At 66.8% G+C, this 14,846-nt stretch carries 13 protein-coding genes and 1 tRNA gene; 4 read left to right on the top strand and 10 right to left on the bottom strand.

All coding sequences use genetic code 11. The features are described 5' to 3' along the window. Positions 1 to 77: 77 nt before the first annotated feature. Entirely contained in the window at positions 78 to 2,039 is a 1,962-nt protein-coding gene (locus tag P8T11_RS21760; protein WP_268080068.1) for a sigma-54-dependent Fis family transcriptional regulator, read from the bottom strand. Between the two features lie 230 nt (positions 2,040 to 2,269). Here P8T11_RS21760 and adh point away from each other — a divergent pair, with 230 nt between their 5' ends. Together adh and P8T11_RS21750 are read left to right on the top strand one after the other, a co-directional pair. Further along, positions 2,270 to 3,799: an aldehyde dehydrogenase gene (gene adh / locus P8T11_RS21755; protein ID WP_268080069.1), complete on the top strand. Its 1,530-nt coding sequence runs from the start codon at positions 2,270 to 2,272 to the stop codon at positions 3,797 to 3,799. Positions 3,800 to 3,903: 104 nt separating this feature from the next. Continuing rightward, entirely contained in the window at positions 3,904 to 4,281 is a 378-nt protein-coding gene (locus P8T11_RS21750; RefSeq protein WP_039882642.1) for a DUF779 domain-containing protein, read from the top strand. A gap of 114 nt (positions 4,282 to 4,395) precedes the next feature. Here the strand turns inward: P8T11_RS21750 and P8T11_RS21745 are convergent, their stop codons facing one another. Both P8T11_RS21745 and P8T11_RS21740 read right to left on the bottom strand, forming a co-directional pair. Beyond that, positions 4,396 to 5,016, bottom strand: a complete 621-nt coding sequence (locus P8T11_RS21745) for a 2-hydroxychromene-2-carboxylate isomerase (protein WP_268080070.1) — start codon at positions 5,014 to 5,016, stop codon at positions 4,396 to 4,398. Further along, complete coding sequence (locus tag P8T11_RS21740; RefSeq protein WP_268080071.1) at positions 5,013 to 5,267, bottom strand: DUF2917 domain-containing protein; 255 nt, start codon at positions 5,265 to 5,267, stop codon at positions 5,013 to 5,015. Before P8T11_RS21740 ends, P8T11_RS21745 begins: the two co-directional genes overlap by 4 nt. 141 nt (positions 5,268 to 5,408) lie before the next feature. Between P8T11_RS21740 and P8T11_RS21735 the strand changes: the two genes are divergently transcribed. After that, positions 5,409 to 6,326 (top strand): LysR substrate-binding domain-containing protein, encoded by a 918-nt coding sequence (locus P8T11_RS21735; RefSeq protein ID WP_268080072.1) that lies wholly within the window; start codon positions 5,409 to 5,411, stop codon positions 6,324 to 6,326. An 85-nt stretch (positions 6,327 to 6,411) separates the two neighbouring features. Here P8T11_RS21735 and selD read toward each other — a convergent pair whose 3' ends face one another. Continuing rightward, on the bottom strand, positions 6,412 to 7,473 hold the full coding sequence (gene selD / locus P8T11_RS21730) for a selenide, water dikinase SelD (RefSeq protein WP_268080073.1): 1,062 nt from the start codon (positions 7,471 to 7,473) through the stop codon (positions 6,412 to 6,414). A gap of 166 nt (positions 7,474 to 7,639) precedes the next feature. Here selD and P8T11_RS21725 point away from each other — a divergent pair, with 166 nt between their 5' ends. Continuing rightward, the gene (locus tag P8T11_RS21725; protein ID WP_268080074.1) at positions 7,640 to 8,743 is read left to right on the top strand and encodes a transglutaminase-like domain-containing protein; all 1,104 of its coding nucleotides are present in this window, start codon (positions 7,640 to 7,642) and stop codon (positions 8,741 to 8,743) included. Positions 8,744 to 8,782: 39 nt separating this feature from the next. Here P8T11_RS21725 and P8T11_RS21720 read toward each other — a convergent pair. From P8T11_RS21720 to fdxH, 6 genes are all read right to left on the bottom strand, one after another. Further along, positions 8,783 to 8,878: transfer RNA gene (locus P8T11_RS21720), tRNA-Sec, on the bottom strand. A gap of 36 nt (positions 8,879 to 8,914) precedes the next feature. Beyond that, positions 8,915 to 10,849 (bottom strand): selenocysteine-specific translation elongation factor, encoded by a 1,935-nt coding sequence (gene selB, locus P8T11_RS21715; protein ID WP_268080075.1) that lies wholly within the window; start codon positions 10,847 to 10,849, stop codon positions 8,915 to 8,917. Beyond that, positions 10,846 to 12,276 (bottom strand): L-seryl-tRNA(Sec) selenium transferase, encoded by a 1,431-nt coding sequence (gene selA / locus P8T11_RS21710; protein WP_268080076.1) that lies wholly within the window; start codon positions 12,274 to 12,276, stop codon positions 10,846 to 10,848. The genes selB and selA overlap by 4 nt, the downstream gene beginning before the upstream one ends. A 1-nt stretch (position 12,277) precedes the next feature. Next, positions 12,278 to 13,210, bottom strand: a complete 933-nt coding sequence (gene fdhE / locus P8T11_RS21705; RefSeq protein WP_268080077.1) for a formate dehydrogenase accessory protein FdhE — start codon at positions 13,208 to 13,210, stop codon at positions 12,278 to 12,280. A gap of 103 nt (positions 13,211 to 13,313) precedes the next feature. Continuing rightward, the gene (locus tag P8T11_RS21700; protein ID WP_268080078.1) at positions 13,314 to 13,946 is read right to left on the bottom strand and encodes a formate dehydrogenase subunit gamma; all 633 of its coding nucleotides are present in this window, start codon (positions 13,944 to 13,946) and stop codon (positions 13,314 to 13,316) included. Beyond that, the gene (gene fdxH / locus P8T11_RS21695; protein WP_268080079.1) at positions 13,939 to 14,838 is read right to left on the bottom strand and encodes a formate dehydrogenase subunit beta; all 900 of its coding nucleotides are present in this window, start codon (positions 14,836 to 14,838) and stop codon (positions 13,939 to 13,941) included. The genes P8T11_RS21700 and fdxH overlap by 8 nt, the downstream gene beginning before the upstream one ends. Positions 14,839 to 14,846: the final 8 nt, after the last annotated feature.

The raw sequence follows: 14,846 nt of genomic DNA, 5'->3' as shown, positions 1-14,846 counted from the left end.
GCACAGAGGTCATGGGTCGACAAGTCATGGGCCAAGAAGTCATGGGCTGAGGAGTCCTGGGCCGAGAGATCAAGGGCTTAGCGCGAGCGCGGCAAACCCAGCCCGCCCGCGCGCCGGTACACGGTGCTGCGGTGCACACCCAGGGCCCGCGCCGCGCGGCTGACATTGCCGCCGTGCGCGGCCAGCGCGTCGCGGATCGCCGTGTCCGTAATCGATTGCAGATCTTCCATGCTGCTGCCGGCAGCCGCCGCCACGTCGGTGGCGTGACGCGCGTCCATGGTTGGCCTCACATCGGTTGCCAACAGACCCGTGGGCAGCGGATCGGACGGCAATACCTTGGCCTGCAACAACTCGGCCGGCAACATGTCGGCATCCACCACGCCCGATGGCCCCGCCAACACATGCATGTTGCGCAGCACCGCCGCCAATTGGCGGTAGTTGCCCGGCCAGGGATACGCCGCCAACAGCGCTTCGATGTGCGGCGGCAGCATTGGGCCCGGGCCTTGTGCCGCCCATAGCCCGCGCAGCAATTCCAGGCGGTCGGCGCGGGCGCGCAGCGGTTCCAGCGTGACCGTGTATTCGGCGATGCGGAAGTACAGGTCAGGGCGCACCGGCGCATCCGCGCCGTCATGCGCCAGCGGGCGGTGGGTGGCGCACACCAGCGCAAAGTCCACCGGCACCGGCCGCGCCGCGCCCAGCGGCGACACTTCGCGCGTTTGCAGCACGCGCAGTAAACGCGATTGCAGCAGCAGCGGCATATCGCCGATTTCATCCAGGAACAGCACCCCGCCGTGCGCCTGGCGCAGCAAGCCCTTGCTGCCCTGGCGGCGCGCGCCGGTAAAGGCGCCGTCCTCGTAGCCAAACAGTTCGGATTCGATCAGGCTTTCGGGCAGCGCCGCGCAATTGACCGCCACGAACGGCCCCGCCGCGCGCTTGCCGCGCGCATGCAATTCGCGGGCAAACACTTCCTTGCCCACCCCGGTTTCGCCTTGCAGCAAAATCGACACGCCCGCATCCGACAGATGCACGGCACGCGCCAACGCGCCCAGTGTGGCGGCGTCGAAGCTGGGCGCCACGGGGCGATTGGCCTCGGTGGGCGGCTCGCTGAGCGGTAAGGCGGGCGCCACCGGTCGCGGCGGGCGCGAACGCGGCAGCCGCAGGCGCGCGTGGTAGCTCGTGCCCGCGCGTGCATGCACTCGGCCCGCCGCGTCGGGGCAGCGTTCCAGCTCGCCGTCGAAGACATCAGCGTAGCGGTACACGCCCAAGGCGGTCGCGGCCAGACCCAAGGCCTGCAAGGCGCGGCGGTTCGCGCCAATCAGCACATCCCCCTGAAACGCCAGCAAGCCTTCACCCGGCGCGCCCAGGCCGGATGCGTCGGCATGCAGGCGCAGCACGGCGTAGTGCTCGTAGGCTTGTTCGAACAAGCGGTGCTCGATCACGTCCACGGCCGCGCGCACCAGGGCCAGCACATCCGGGCGAACGTCGCGCGCCTGGCTGGACAGGTCCAGCACTCCCAGCATGCGCCCTTCGCTGTCGGTGATGGGCACGGCCGCGCAGGTCAGGATGCGATTGGGTTCAAAGTAGTGTTCCGCGCCATGCACGGCGATGGGCCGGCCTTCAACCAGCGCGGTGCCGATGGCGTTGGTACCGGCGGCGGCCTCATCCCAGGGCGCGCCGGGCATCAGCGCCACGCGGGACGCGCGGCTGGCGAATCCGGTGTCGCCATCGCTGTCCAGCACCAGCCCTTGCGCGTCGGACAAGATCACCAGGTTGCCATTGCCGCCGGCCTGGCGGCGCAGGTAGGACATGGCGGGTTCGGACAGGCGTCGCAGGGCTTCATTGCGCTGCTGGGCTTCGCGCAGTTCGCCTTGGGTCATGAGTTCAGCGCGGCGCACGCCACGCATGTCAAAGCCCAGGTCGGCGCAGCGCCGCCAGGATCGCAGGATGGGTTCAGCGACGATGCCGCCGGGCACCGCCCCCTGCTGGTTGAACAGCAGGCGCGCTTGCGTCAGCGCGTGCTGACGGGATTGACTGGCCATGCATGTCTCCTTGGACGGGTGTTCTGCGACACCTGTTCTGCGACACCGTCGCAAAAAACGTCATCTCGAAAGGACAAAAAATCGTGCACGCCCGTCGGGGCGCGTCGCAATCAACTTTCGCACGCTGGAGGCCGCACTGTCCAGCGGGGAAGCCCCAAGCTTGGCATGCTCCTTGCTTGATAGGAAGTAGGCAGCCCACTGCCGCTATCCCAACAATATCGGAGACAAGCATGGACATCGCGACCCGCATCACCCCGGACACGTACGGCACGCGCCTGGACCTGAAGACGCAGTACGACAACTTCATCGACGGCAAATGGCAAAAGCCCGCCGACGGCGAATACTTTGACAACGTGACGCCGGTGACCGGCCAGGTGTTGACGCGCAACGCGCGCTCCAAGGACCGCGACATCGAGCTGGCGCTGGACGCCGCGCACCGCGCCGCGCCGAAATGGGGTGCGACCCCGGCGGCCGAACGCGCGCGCATGCTGATGCAGATTGCCGACGTCATGGAAGCCAACCTGGAACGCCTGGCCACCGCCGAAACCTGGGACAACGGCAAGCCGATCCGCGAAGCCCGCGCCGCCGACATCCCGCTGGCCATCGACCACTTCCGCTACTTCGCCTCGTGCATCCGCAGCCAGGAAGGCGGGCTGTCGGAAATCGATAGCGACACGGTCGCCTACCACTTCAACGAACCGCTGGGCGTGGTGGGACAGATCATTCCCTGGAACTTCCCCATCCTGATGGCCGCGTGGAAGCTGGCCCCCGCGCTGGCCGCCGGCAACTGCGTGGTGCTCAAACCCGCCGAACAAACGCCGCTGGGCATCCTGCTGCTGATGGAACTGATAGGCGACATCCTGCCCCCGGGCGTGCTGAACGTGGTGACGGGTTTTGGCCTTGAAGCCGGCAAGCCGCTGGCCTCCAGCAAGCGCATCGCCAAGATCGCCTTCACCGGGGAAACCACCACCGGCCGGCTGATCATGCAGTACGCCTCGCAGAACATCATTCCCGTCACGCTGGAGCTGGGTGGCAAGTCGCCCAATATCTTCTTTGCCGACGTGGCCGCGCAAGACGACGACTTCCTGGACAAGGCCGTGGAAGGTTTCGTGATGTTTGCGCTGAACCAGGGCGAAGTGTGCACCTGCCCCAGCCGCGCGCTGATCCAGGAGTCCCTCTACGACAAGTTCATGGAACGCGCCTTGAAGCGCGTGGCCGAGATCAAGCAGGGCAACCCCCTGGACGGCGACACCATGCTGGGCGCGCAGGCCTCCACCGAACAGTTGGAGAAGATTTTGTCGTACCTGGACATCGGCAAGCAGGAAGGCGCCGACGTGCTGGCGGGCGGATCCCGGGCGCAGATGCAGGGCGCGCTGGAAGGCGGTTACTACGTGCAGCCCACCGTGTTCAAGGGCCACAACAAGATGCGCGTTTTCCAGGAAGAAATTTTCGGCCCGGTCGTTGCGGTGACGACGTTCAAGGATGCCGACGACGCGCTGGCGCTGGCCAACGACACGCTGTATGGGCTGGGCGCGGGCGTGTGGTCGCGCGACGCCAACACCTGCTACCGGATGGGGCGCGCCATCAAGGCCGGCCGCGTGTGGACCAACTGCTACCACGCCTACCCCGCGCATGCGGCGTTTGGCGGATACAAGCAGTCGGGCATCGGGCGTGAGAATCACAAGATGATGCTCAACCACTACCAGCAGACGAAGAACCTGCTGGTGAGCTATTCGCCGAAGAAGCTGGGTTTCTTCTGAGCTTCACACCGCGACACGCGCACCGGGCCATCGGGTCCGGTGCGCGTATTTGCCGTATTTGATGCCACCAGGAAAGCCACAACGCAGGCGACAAGGAAAACACCATGGATGAACCGACCCCGCGCGTGGTTGCCACCGACGCGGCACGCGAGTTGATCGACACGCTGCGCGCCAAGCACGGCCCGCTGATGTTCCACCAATCGGGCGGATGCTGCGATGGCAGTTCCCCCATGTGCTATGCGCAAGGCGAATTCATGGTGGGTGGGTCGGACGTGTTGCTGGGCCAGCTTGAGGGCTGCCCGTTCTACATGGGCGAGGACCAGTTCGCGTACTGGGAACACACCCAGCTCATCATCGACGCTGTACCGGGACGCGGCGGCGCGTTTTCGCTGGACAGCGCGGAAGGCAAGCGCTTTCTGCTGCGCTCGCGACTGTATTCGGACGACGAATGGGCGCGCGTGGCGCCCGTGACGAAGGGATAGCGTGCGGGGAAAGACCGGCGCGATACGGGCTGGCTATACGGCTGTAGACCCGGCCTGTAGACCCGGCCTGTAGACCCGGCCTCTAAACCAGGGCTGTAAACCCGGGCTGGCGAATCAGCCCTGCCCGCGACGCGCCCAGTCCAGCGCGTCTTCCAGCCGATCATTGCCCCAGAACATTTCATCGCCCACAAAAAACGTGGGCGCGCCGAACAGGCCCAGGTCGCGCGCCCGGTCCACCTGGCGGCGCAGCGCTTCCTTGGCGGCTTCGGACTTGGCGCGCGCGATCAGCGCATCGGCGTCCAGCGACAGGCCCTTCAGCAAAGCGTGCACCACGTCTTCGGACTGGATGTCCTCGTCATGCTGGAAGTTGGCGCGAAACACCGCCACGCAGAAATCTCGGCACCAGGGCTCGTCCTGGCCCAACAGCGCGATACGGGCCGGCAGCACGCTCATGCGGGGAAACAGGCGCGGGCGCTTGTAGACCACGCCGTACTTGTCGGCCAGGCGCGCGATGTCGCGCATCATGTACGCGCCCTTGCCCGGAAACAGCCGGAATGGCGAATCGTTCCAGCCCTGCGCCTGAAAAATCGGCCCCAGCAGGAAGGGGCGCAGGTCGACGTTTACGCCGGCGTCGCGCGCCAGGGCTTCTATGCGTTCGATCGCCAGATAGCTGTAGGGGCTGGCGAAATCGAACCACATCTGCATGCGGGGGCCATCGGACAAAGACGCGGTCATTCGGGAGACTCCGGCTGGGAAAGTAGCGCGACCTGCGCATCCCGCAGGCCGCTGAGCACGACATCGCGATCGCTGGCGACGGTGAGCGAATCGCCCGCTTGCAGCACGCTGTCATCGAAGCGGCGGTATTCGGAAATCCACACGGCGCCGGCACGGCACACGATGCGGACGCCCGAAGCGCGCTTGAGCAGCATAGTCGAGCCGCCATCCAAACGGAATGACATTCCCGTGGTGCAGCGTAACTGGATCATGGCAACCCCCTGGCCGCGTCGGCGGCGATCACGTCAGGCGTCAGGGATACTCCCCTCCGCCTGTCGCATGGTTCCCATTGAACGCGCTCGGCGTACTATTGCTCAAGCGACTTTTCCGTCCAACACGCATGAGTTTCACGAATGCCATATCCGCTAGCCAAGCTTCCCCCGCTGGATCTGGTCCGAGGCTTTGTCGCCGTGGGCCGCCGCATGAGCATCACCCTGGCCGCGCAGGATCTGCACGTGACGCAATCCGCCGTCAGCCGCCAGATTCGCGCGCTGGAAGAACATCTGGGCGTGCCCCTGCTGGTGCGCGGGTTCCGCAGCGTGTCGTTCACGTCCGAAGGCGCGCAACTGTTTCGCATGGCCGATGTATGGCTCAGCCAATTGGGTGACCTGACCGAACAATTGCGCGCGCCCGAGCGGCGCACGCCGGTCACCGTCACCACCACCATCGGCGTGGCCTCGTTGTGGCTGCTGCCGCGCCTGGGGGCATTTCAGGCGGCGCATCCCCACATCGACGTGCGCGTGGCGGCCGACAACCGCTTGATCGACATCGACCGTGAAAGCGTGGACATCGCCATTCGCTACAGCGAGCGCGACAAGGTGCCGGACGCCGCCGCGTGGCTGTTCGGAGAAGCGGTGGTGCCGGTGGCCCACCCTTCGCTCAAGGTGCGCGAACTGGATGCGCAGGTGCTGCAACGCCATGTCTTGCTGGAATTCGACGACCCGACCCGGCCGTGGCTGCAATGGTCGGAATGGCTGAGCGCGCGCGGCCTGGGGCGCACGCGCGCCCGAGGCATGCTGCGCTTTAACCAGTACGACCAGATTGTGTTGGCGGCGCTGGCAGGCCACGGCATTGCGCTGGGCAGGCTGGCATTGATTGCACCCATGCTGGCCGATGGGCGGCTGCAGGCGGTGGGCGGCCAGCCCGCCCGTGCCACCGAACTTGCCTATTGGCTGGTGCGCAATACGCGCCGCGGCACGCCAGACGCCGATGTGGTGGCCCAATGGCTGATCGAGCAGGCCTCGTCCACCGCGCAAGATCTGCGGGCGTGAGGTAACGCAGGGCAACGCGGGCCTGCGCGAAGCGGCCCGGGTTCGATCAGCGTACCTACTCGGCCTACCTGCTCGGCCAACCTGCCTATTCCACCAACACCCGCGCGTCGCCTTCGACCATCTCGCCGATCACTGTGGCGTCGCCGAACCCCTGGCTGTGAAACAGCGCCAGCACCGCGTCGGCCGCTTCCGGCGAACACGACACCAGCAGCCCGCCCGAGGTTTGTGGGTCGGTCAGCAAGGCGCGGTGCGTGTCGCTCACGTTGGCGCCCAAGTGCACGGATTCACCATAAGACGCCCAGTTGCGGCCGGATGCGCCCGTAATCACGCCATCCGCCGCAAAGGCTTCCACCCCCGGCAGCCACGGCAGCGCGTCCAGCCGCAGCCGCGCCGTCAGGTTCGCGCCGCGCGCCATTTCCAGCGCATGGCCCGCCAGGCCAAAGCCGGTGACGTCCGTGACCGCATGCACGCCGTCCAGCGTCGCCAGGGCGGCGCCGGGCCGGTTCAGCCGGGTGGTCGTGTCGATCATCACGCGGTAGCCGGCGTCGTCCAGTCGATTCTTTTTCAGCGCGGCCGACAAGATGCCCACGCCCAGCGCCTTGCCCAGGATCAGCACGTCGCCCGCGCGCGCATCGGCATTGCGCTTGACGCGGCTGGGGTGCACCAGCCCCATCACCGCCAGGCCGTAGATGGGCTCGACGGAATCAATGCTGTGCCCGCCCGCCACCGGAATGCCCGCCTCCGCGCAAACCGATTCACCGCCGCGCAGGATCTCGGCAATGACACTGTGCGGCAGCACGTTGATCGGCATACCCACGATGGCCAGCGCCATGATGGGCGTGCCGCCCATGGCATACACGTCCGACAGCGCATTGGTGGCCGCGATGCGGCCGAAGTCATGCGGGTCATCCACGATGGGCATGAAGAAGTCGGTGGTGGCGATAAGCGCCTGCTCGTCGTTCAGCCGGTAGACCGCCGCGTCGTCGGCGGTCTCGGTGCCGACCATCAGGTTGGGATAGCTTGCGGCGGGGCCGAAACGCTTGAGCAGTTCGGACAGCACGCCCGGCGCGATCTTGCAGCCACAGCCGCCGCCGTGCGATAGCGATGTCAAACGCGGCACTGCCGCGGACTCGACTTCCTGGGTCATTTCAGTCTCCGGGGATCAACAAAAAAAGGATAGCATCGCGCCCGCCGATGGCCCTATGATGTTTTGGCGGCAGGCATTGCCGCAGTATGCTCGACTTCAGCAGCAACGGACGGCCGCCCGGCCCCGGGCGCACCGACAGCCAATCTTCACCGTGCGTGAGGGCTCTATGGATCGCCGACACTTTCTCCGTTTATCCGGCGCATTGTGCGCCGCCACCACCACCGCATTGCCCCAGGTACTGCGCGCGCAGCAGGCGCCCGTCACCGCGGGCTGGCGTGGCTTTGAACTTAGCACCGACATCAGCGTGACCAAGCCCGGCGCACACACGCGCATCTGGATTCCGGTGCCCTATGCCGCCGACACGGACTACCAGCGCGGGGTGACGACCACCTGGAACGTCAGCGGCGGCGGCACCGCGCAGTTGACGCAGGCACCCGGCTACGACGTGCAGATGCTGGCCGTGCAATGGCCCGACGCCCAGGCGCCGCGCGGCGTAACGGTGACCAGCCGCTTCCAGACCCGCAACCGCCGCGTCGACCTGACGCAGCCGCCTCCCGCCAACGCCGTGCTTGAAGACCCGGCCGTGCTGCGCGAATTCGTGAAACCCACGGCGCTGCTGCCCACCGACGGCATCGTCAAGGCCACCGCCGACCAGATCACACGCGGCCACCAGGGCGACGTGGCGCGTGCCCGCGCCATCTACGAATGGGTGGTTGAAAACACTTGCCGCACCGCGTCAACGCCCGGCTGCGGGGTGGGCGACGTGCACTACATGCTTAGCGCCAACGACCTGAACGGCAAGTGTGCCGACATCAACGCGCTGTTCGTGGCGTTGGCGCGCGCCTCTGGCATCCCCGCGCGCGACGCCTACGGCGTGCGCGTAGCCAATTCCGAATTGGGCTACAAAAGCCTGGGCAAGGCGGGCGACGTCACGAAAGCGCAGCACTGCCGTGCCGAGTTCTATGCCGCGGGCTATGGCTGGGTACCGGTCGATCCGGCCGATGTGCGCAAGGTGATGCTGGAAGAACCGCCCGGGGAATTGCCCTTGACCAATGCCAAGGTGCGCGCGGCGCGCGTCATGCTGTTTGGCGCCTGGGAAATGAACTGGGTGGCGTACAACCACGGCCACGATGTCGTGCTGCCGGGTTCGGCCCATGAGCCCGTGCCGTTTCTGATGTACCCCAACGGAGAAACCAGCGCGGGCCGCCTGGACAGCCTGGACGCCGATGGATTCCGGTACAAAATCAGCGCGAAACCCGTGTCCGTCTGAGCGGACAAGACACGCCGCCTGGGCCAGAAAGGAAGGAGGTGGCGGAAGGCAGCAGGAGTCGAACCTACCTGGGAACGTCTGACGCCCCCAACTGGGTTTGAAGCCCAGCCGTGCCGCCGGGCACGGATGCCTTCCGTGGCGGACTGCCTATGATACCGGCTGCGGCGGGTTTTACGTCGCCTCTTGCAGCGCTGCATACGCGCTTTCACCGCGCAGGAGGTGCGTGTCCCGCACACGCCGGGTATAGCCCACGCGGTCGAAGAATTCCAGGATCTGGATGGCGCGCTTGCGCCCCAGCCCCGTGCGGTCGCGGAACACCGCCGCGTTCAGCCCCGGGGGCTGGGCGGCCAGCTCGGCCGCTAGGCGCGCCAGCGCCCGCACCTGATCGCGGTGATAGAACAAGTCCTTCACCACCTGCGCGACCTCTCCCCGCCGCAGCAGCTTGCGCATCAGTTGCCGCACGCGCTCTTCCGGTTCGCCTTGCATGCGCGCCAGGTCCCGCACCCAGGGCGGATCGAATGCGCCCGCATCCAGCAGCGGCAGCAAACGCTGCGCCAGCGCGCTTTCCTCGTCGGCCAACGTAGCGGTGTGCGAAGGCAGATGCAGCCAGGGACCGTTGCGCGCGACCCGCCCATCGCGTTGCAGATGATCCAGCACCGCCGTCCACAAGGCATCCGACCCAACCGGCATGGCCATGCGGCGCAGACGCGCGCTGTCCGGGCCGGGCTCGTCCGGCGCGCTCTGATGGAAGGTCGCCAGCGCCTGTTCCACGCGGCCAAGCAGCGCATCCCAGTGGGCTGACCCGATCAGCGTGCGCGAGCCTTGCGCGTGGCGCGACTCAATCCACAAGGCGCCGTGCGGAGCGTCGATGTCTTGCACGGGCTTGCCGGTCAGGCGTTGCAAGGCTCCTTCGTCCAGGCCCAATGGCGCATGCGCCAATACCGGGGGCAGCCCGCCGCCGTCCAGCATGTCGCACAGCGCCTGCAAGCCCTGCATGCGCGTCGCCGCTCGGCGTTTGCGGTCCGGCGCATTGGGGTCCAGCACGCGGCCGCCGCCCACCGTGCGGGTCGCCTGCGCGTTGCGCACGATGTAGCGGTCGCCGGGCATGGCGCACACCGGCTCGTCGAACACCAGTTGCACCCAGCCCGATTGCCCCGGCGCCAATGTCTCCGCGCTTAGCGGCACCACGTGCGCCACCTGGCGCGCGGCGCCGATGTGGACGTGCAAGGGCGCCCAGGCCCGCAAGGGCGCATCGGCCGATGGCAGCAGGGTCAGCGCAACGTCGATATGGCGCGACGGCTGAAAGCAACGCGCATCCGCGATCCAATCGCCGCGCGAGATAGCCTGCTTGTCGATGCCCGCCAGGTTCAAGGCGCAGCGCTGGCCGGCCGCGCCGGTGTAGCTGGGCTGGTTCTGGGCATGGATGCTGCGCACCCGCACGCGCGTGCCGGCCGGCATCACGCGCAGATCGGCGCCGTCGTCGCCCGCGCGCGCTTGACCCGAATGCGCCGTACCCGTTACCACCGTGCCGTGGCCCGCCAGCGTAAAGACGCGATCCACCGCCAGCCGGAACAGGCCGCCGGCGTCGCGCCGTTGCAGGAGTTCGGCCTGCGCGTGCAGGTAGTGCTTCAGTTGCGCCGTACCGGTGTCATCGGCCTGCGCCGCGCAGACGGCGTATACCGCTGCGCCATCCAGGAACGTGCCGGTGGTCAGTTCGGCGATCTCGGCACGCACGGCGGCTAGCCGCGCGGCGTCGGCGCGGTCAGCTTTCGTGAGCGCCACCGCGCCCCGGGCCACGCCCAGCAGCGTCAGAATGGCAAGGTGCTCGCGCGTTTGCGGCATGACCCCGTCATCCGCCGCCACCACCAGCAGGCCGAAGTCGATACCGCTGGCGCCGGCCGCCATCGTGTGCACCAGCTTTTCGTGGCCGGGCACGTCGATGAAGCCCAGCACGTCGCCGTTGGCCAGCGGCGTGTAGGCGTAGCCGAGTTCAATGGAGATGCCGCGCGCCTTCTCTTCCTTGAGCCGGTCGGTGTCGACCCCGGTCAGCGCGCGCACCAGCGTGGTCTTGCCGTGGTCGATATGGCCCGCGGTGCCGATGATCATGCCAGCGGCTCCGCCAGTTGCTCGACAAACGCGGCTTCGTCACGCGCCTCCAGGCAGCGCAGGTCCAGCCACAAGGCGTCGTCGGCGATGCGGCCGATGACGGGCGTGGGCAAGCCGCGCAACTGCGCTTCCAGCTTGTCCAGATGTCGGCCCGGCCGGCCACTGCCGGTATAACGCGCGGTCAGGCCGAAGCTGGGTAATTGATCCACGGGCAAGGCGCCGCTGCCGATCTGGCTGAACATGGGCACCGCTTCAACCGCGTAGTTCGCGCCCACCGCATGCGCCAGCACGGCGCGCAAGCGTTCGGCCTGCGGCTGGATGTCGCGCTGCGGCCGGGTCAGCAAGCGCAAGGTGGTCAGGCGCTGCGCCAGGAATTCCGGCGCGCGGTACAGGTTCAGCACGGGTTCCAGCGCCGCCAGCGTCAGCTTGCCGACACGCAATGCGCGCTTGAGCGGATTCTTCTTGATCTTGCGGATCAGGTCGGCGCGGCCCACCAGCAGGCCCGCTTGCGGCCCGCCCAGCAGCTTGTCGCCGCTGAAGGTGACCAGGTCCGCGCCCGCGGCAATGGTGTCGCGCACCGTGTCTTCGCGCGGCAGGCCAAACTGCGTCAAGTCCACCAGCGTGCCGCTGCCCAGGTCCACAGTGGCGGGCAGGCCCTTGGCATGCGCCAACGCCGCCACCTCGGCCAGGCCCACGCTTTTGGTGAAGCCGGTAACGGCATAGTTGCTGCAATGCACTTTCATCAGCATCGCGGTGCGCGGGCCGATGGCGCCGTCGTAGTCGGCGGCATGGGTGCGATTGGTGGTGCCCACTTCAACCAGCTTGGCGCCCGCGCGCTTCATGATGTCGGGAATGCGGAACGCCCCGCCAATCTCGACGAGTTCACCGCGCGACACCACGACCTCGCGCCGGTCGGCCAGCGCGTTCAGCATCAGCAGCACGGCGGCGGCGTTGTTGTTGACGACGGTGGCGGCCTCGGCACCGGTCAATTCGCACAGCAGCTCGTCGATGAGATCGTCGCGGTCACCGCGCCCACCGCTGTCCAGGTCGAATTCAAGATTGGCCGGCGTGGTCAGCGCGCGCATCACCGAGGCCACCGCCTCGTCGGGCAGCAGGGCTCGGCCCAGGTTGGTGTGCAGCACCGTGCCGGTCAGGTTGTAGACGGCGCGCAGGCGCGGCTGGGTAGCCTTGTTTAACGCCGCCGTCACGCGGGACGCCACGGCGGCAGCTTCCAGTTCCGTGCGCATCAGATCGCCCGCCAGCACGCGTTGGCGCAAGGCGTCCAGGTCGCGCCGCAACGCCGCCACCACTTGCGTGCGGCCGTGCGTATCCAGGGCGGCGCGCAGGGCATCGGCGTTCAGCAGACGATCCAGCGGAGGGATGTCCGAGGCGGCGGCCACATCACCGCCAGACGGTTGCTGGGCCATGCTATTCCTCGTTGCCATGCCACAACAGGGGGTTGCCGCTGGCACGCGAATAGCCGGCCTCGCCCACCAGCACGTCCAGCATCAAGCTGGCCAGATCATCGGCCACCGGCTCGACGTACAGGTCTTTGTCTTGATAGAAGATCTTGCGGTAGGTGTGGCAGTGGTCGCAGGTTTCGGCCTTGATGGCCGGCGCGCGGCCGTCGATGGCCTGGTAGGCGACGGATTCCACGTCTTCGCAGTGCGTGCACTTGACGCGCACCATGTGCCACTGCGTGGCGCACAGGCTGCAACACAGATAGCGGTAGCCTTCGAATTGGCCGCCCACGCGCACCACGCTGGCCACCGGCAGGCTGGCGCAGACGGGGCACACGCCAAAGGGGCTGACCACCGGCAATTGTCTGGCGTCGAAGCGGCTGGCCAGATCCGTCCAGTAGACCTGCAGGGCCGCCATCACGAAGGGCGCGGCGGCGCCGTCCACACCCTGGTCCTGCTCGGACAACACGGCTTCGGCCAGGTCTTCCAAGGATTCGGGGTCTTCATCCACCGCCCGGCGCAGCGCCGTACAGACTTCAATGGCTTCGGCCGGTACGCCCTGGCCGCGCGCCACGTCGTCAACCAGCCGCGCCAGGATGCCGCGCCACATCGGATCACGCGGCCAGCCCACCGCCTGCAACGGCGGCATGCCATGCGCCTGCGCCAGCGCCAGCCGGTCTTCGGATGCGCCAGGCGCGGTGCAGTCCTGCAAGGCACGGTGTTGGGCGTCGACCAGTTGCGCCATCAAGAGCAGGTAATCCGCCACCGGGCTGTCTGAGGCCAGTTGCCGCAGGCGCGCCGCGCGCGTCGAAAAGACTGACCCGCGATCAGGCAGGCTGACACGGGGGATGACATTGTGGTCTAGCGCTTCGATTTCACCGCGCGGAAGAATTCGCTGCAATTGCGTCTCCAAGAAAACAAACACGGCTGCCAGCCTTCGTGAAAAGAAGGATAGCAGCCGTTTGCGACCAGAGGGGGAAGCCCTCTGGCGAGGTGGGCGCGGCCTATTTCTTGACTTGCTCGCGGAACCAGGCGCGATGGTGCTTCCAGGCCCATCCCGCCGTCACGTGACCGCGCAGCATCGCCGTCAGCGAGCCCTTGACCCAGATACCCGCATAGATGTGCACGATGATCGCGCAGATCATCACCAACGCGCTTACCGCGTGCACCACCGATGCGATCCGAACCACCCAGATCGGGAAATAGAACGCGAAATACTCGCGCCAGATCACGATGCCGCTGATGAACAAGCCCAGCATGCACAGCACCAGTACATAGAACAACAGCTTCTGGCCGGCGTTGTACTTGCCGACTTCGGGCAGTTTCTCTTCGCGGTTTTCAACCACGTCGTTCAGTTGCCGAAGCCATTGGCGGTCAGCCTTGGTCATCATGTTCTGCCGCCACATGTGGCCGGCGAACACAACGAAGCAAACGAACATCACCACCCCGATGATGGGGTGGAGAATGCGCGTCCAGGGGCCGCCGCCGAACAGGTTGCTAAGCCAGTACATGGACGGGTGAAACAAGGCCAGGCCGGACAGCGCCAAAAGGATGAACGTGAAGGCGATGATCCAGTGGTTGGTGCGCTCGCCGGGCGAATAGCGCTTGATGCGGCGGTGATGGTGGTCTTCAGTCATGACGCATCTCCTCTTCGGCGCGGCGCTCGTCCTCTTCCGACACCTCGTTGCGGCCCACGCGGGCGTAATGGAAGAAGCCCGCCAGGGCGGTCAGGGCCATCATGGCCAGGCCCACCGGTTTGGCCAGGCCCTTCCACAGCGACACCATCGGGCTGATGTGCGGGTCTTTGGGCAGGCCGTGATACAGCCCGGGCTGGTCGGCGTGATGCAGCACATACATGACGTGGGTGCCGCCCACGCCTTGCGGGTCGTACAGCCCGGCCTGGTCGAAGCCGCGCGACTTCAGGTCCACGATGCGCTCTTCGGCATGCTGCTTCATGTCTTCCTTGGTGCCGAAGACGATGGCGCCGGTGGGACAGGCCTTGACGCAGGCCGGCTCCTGGCCGACCGCCACGCGGTCGGAGCACAAGGTGCACTTGTAGGCCTTGTTGTCTTTCTTGGCGATGCGCGGCACGTCGAACGGACAGCCGGTGATGCAGTAGCCGCAACCAATGCAGTTTTCCTCGTGGAAATCCACGATGCCGTTGGTGTACTGGATGATGGCCCCCGGCGATGGACAGGCCTTCAGGCAGCCCGGGTCCTCGCAGTGCATGCAGCCGTCCTTGCGGATCAGCCATTCCAGGTCGCCCGCGGGGTTCTCGTATTCCGAGAAGCGCATGACGGTCCAGGAATGCTCGGTCAGGTCAGCCGGGTTGTCGTAGACGCCGACGTTGGTGCCGATCTCGTCGCGCAGATCGTTCCATTCCATACAGGCGCTTTGGCAGGCCTTGCAGCCGATGCACTTGGACACGTCGATCAGCTTGGCCACCGAACCCGTGACAGGTTCCCGGATGCCGGGCGGCGGCGTGGTGGTGGCGGAGCGCCGCTTGATGTCTAGGGATTGCATGGACATGTCGGTTC

The sequence above is a fragment of the Achromobacter spanius genome (genome assembly GCF_029637605.1).
Classification (GTDB): domain Bacteria; phylum Pseudomonadota; class Gammaproteobacteria; order Burkholderiales; family Burkholderiaceae_B; genus Achromobacter; species Achromobacter spanius_E.
This window is presented reverse-complemented; position numbering and strand designations above follow the sequence as displayed.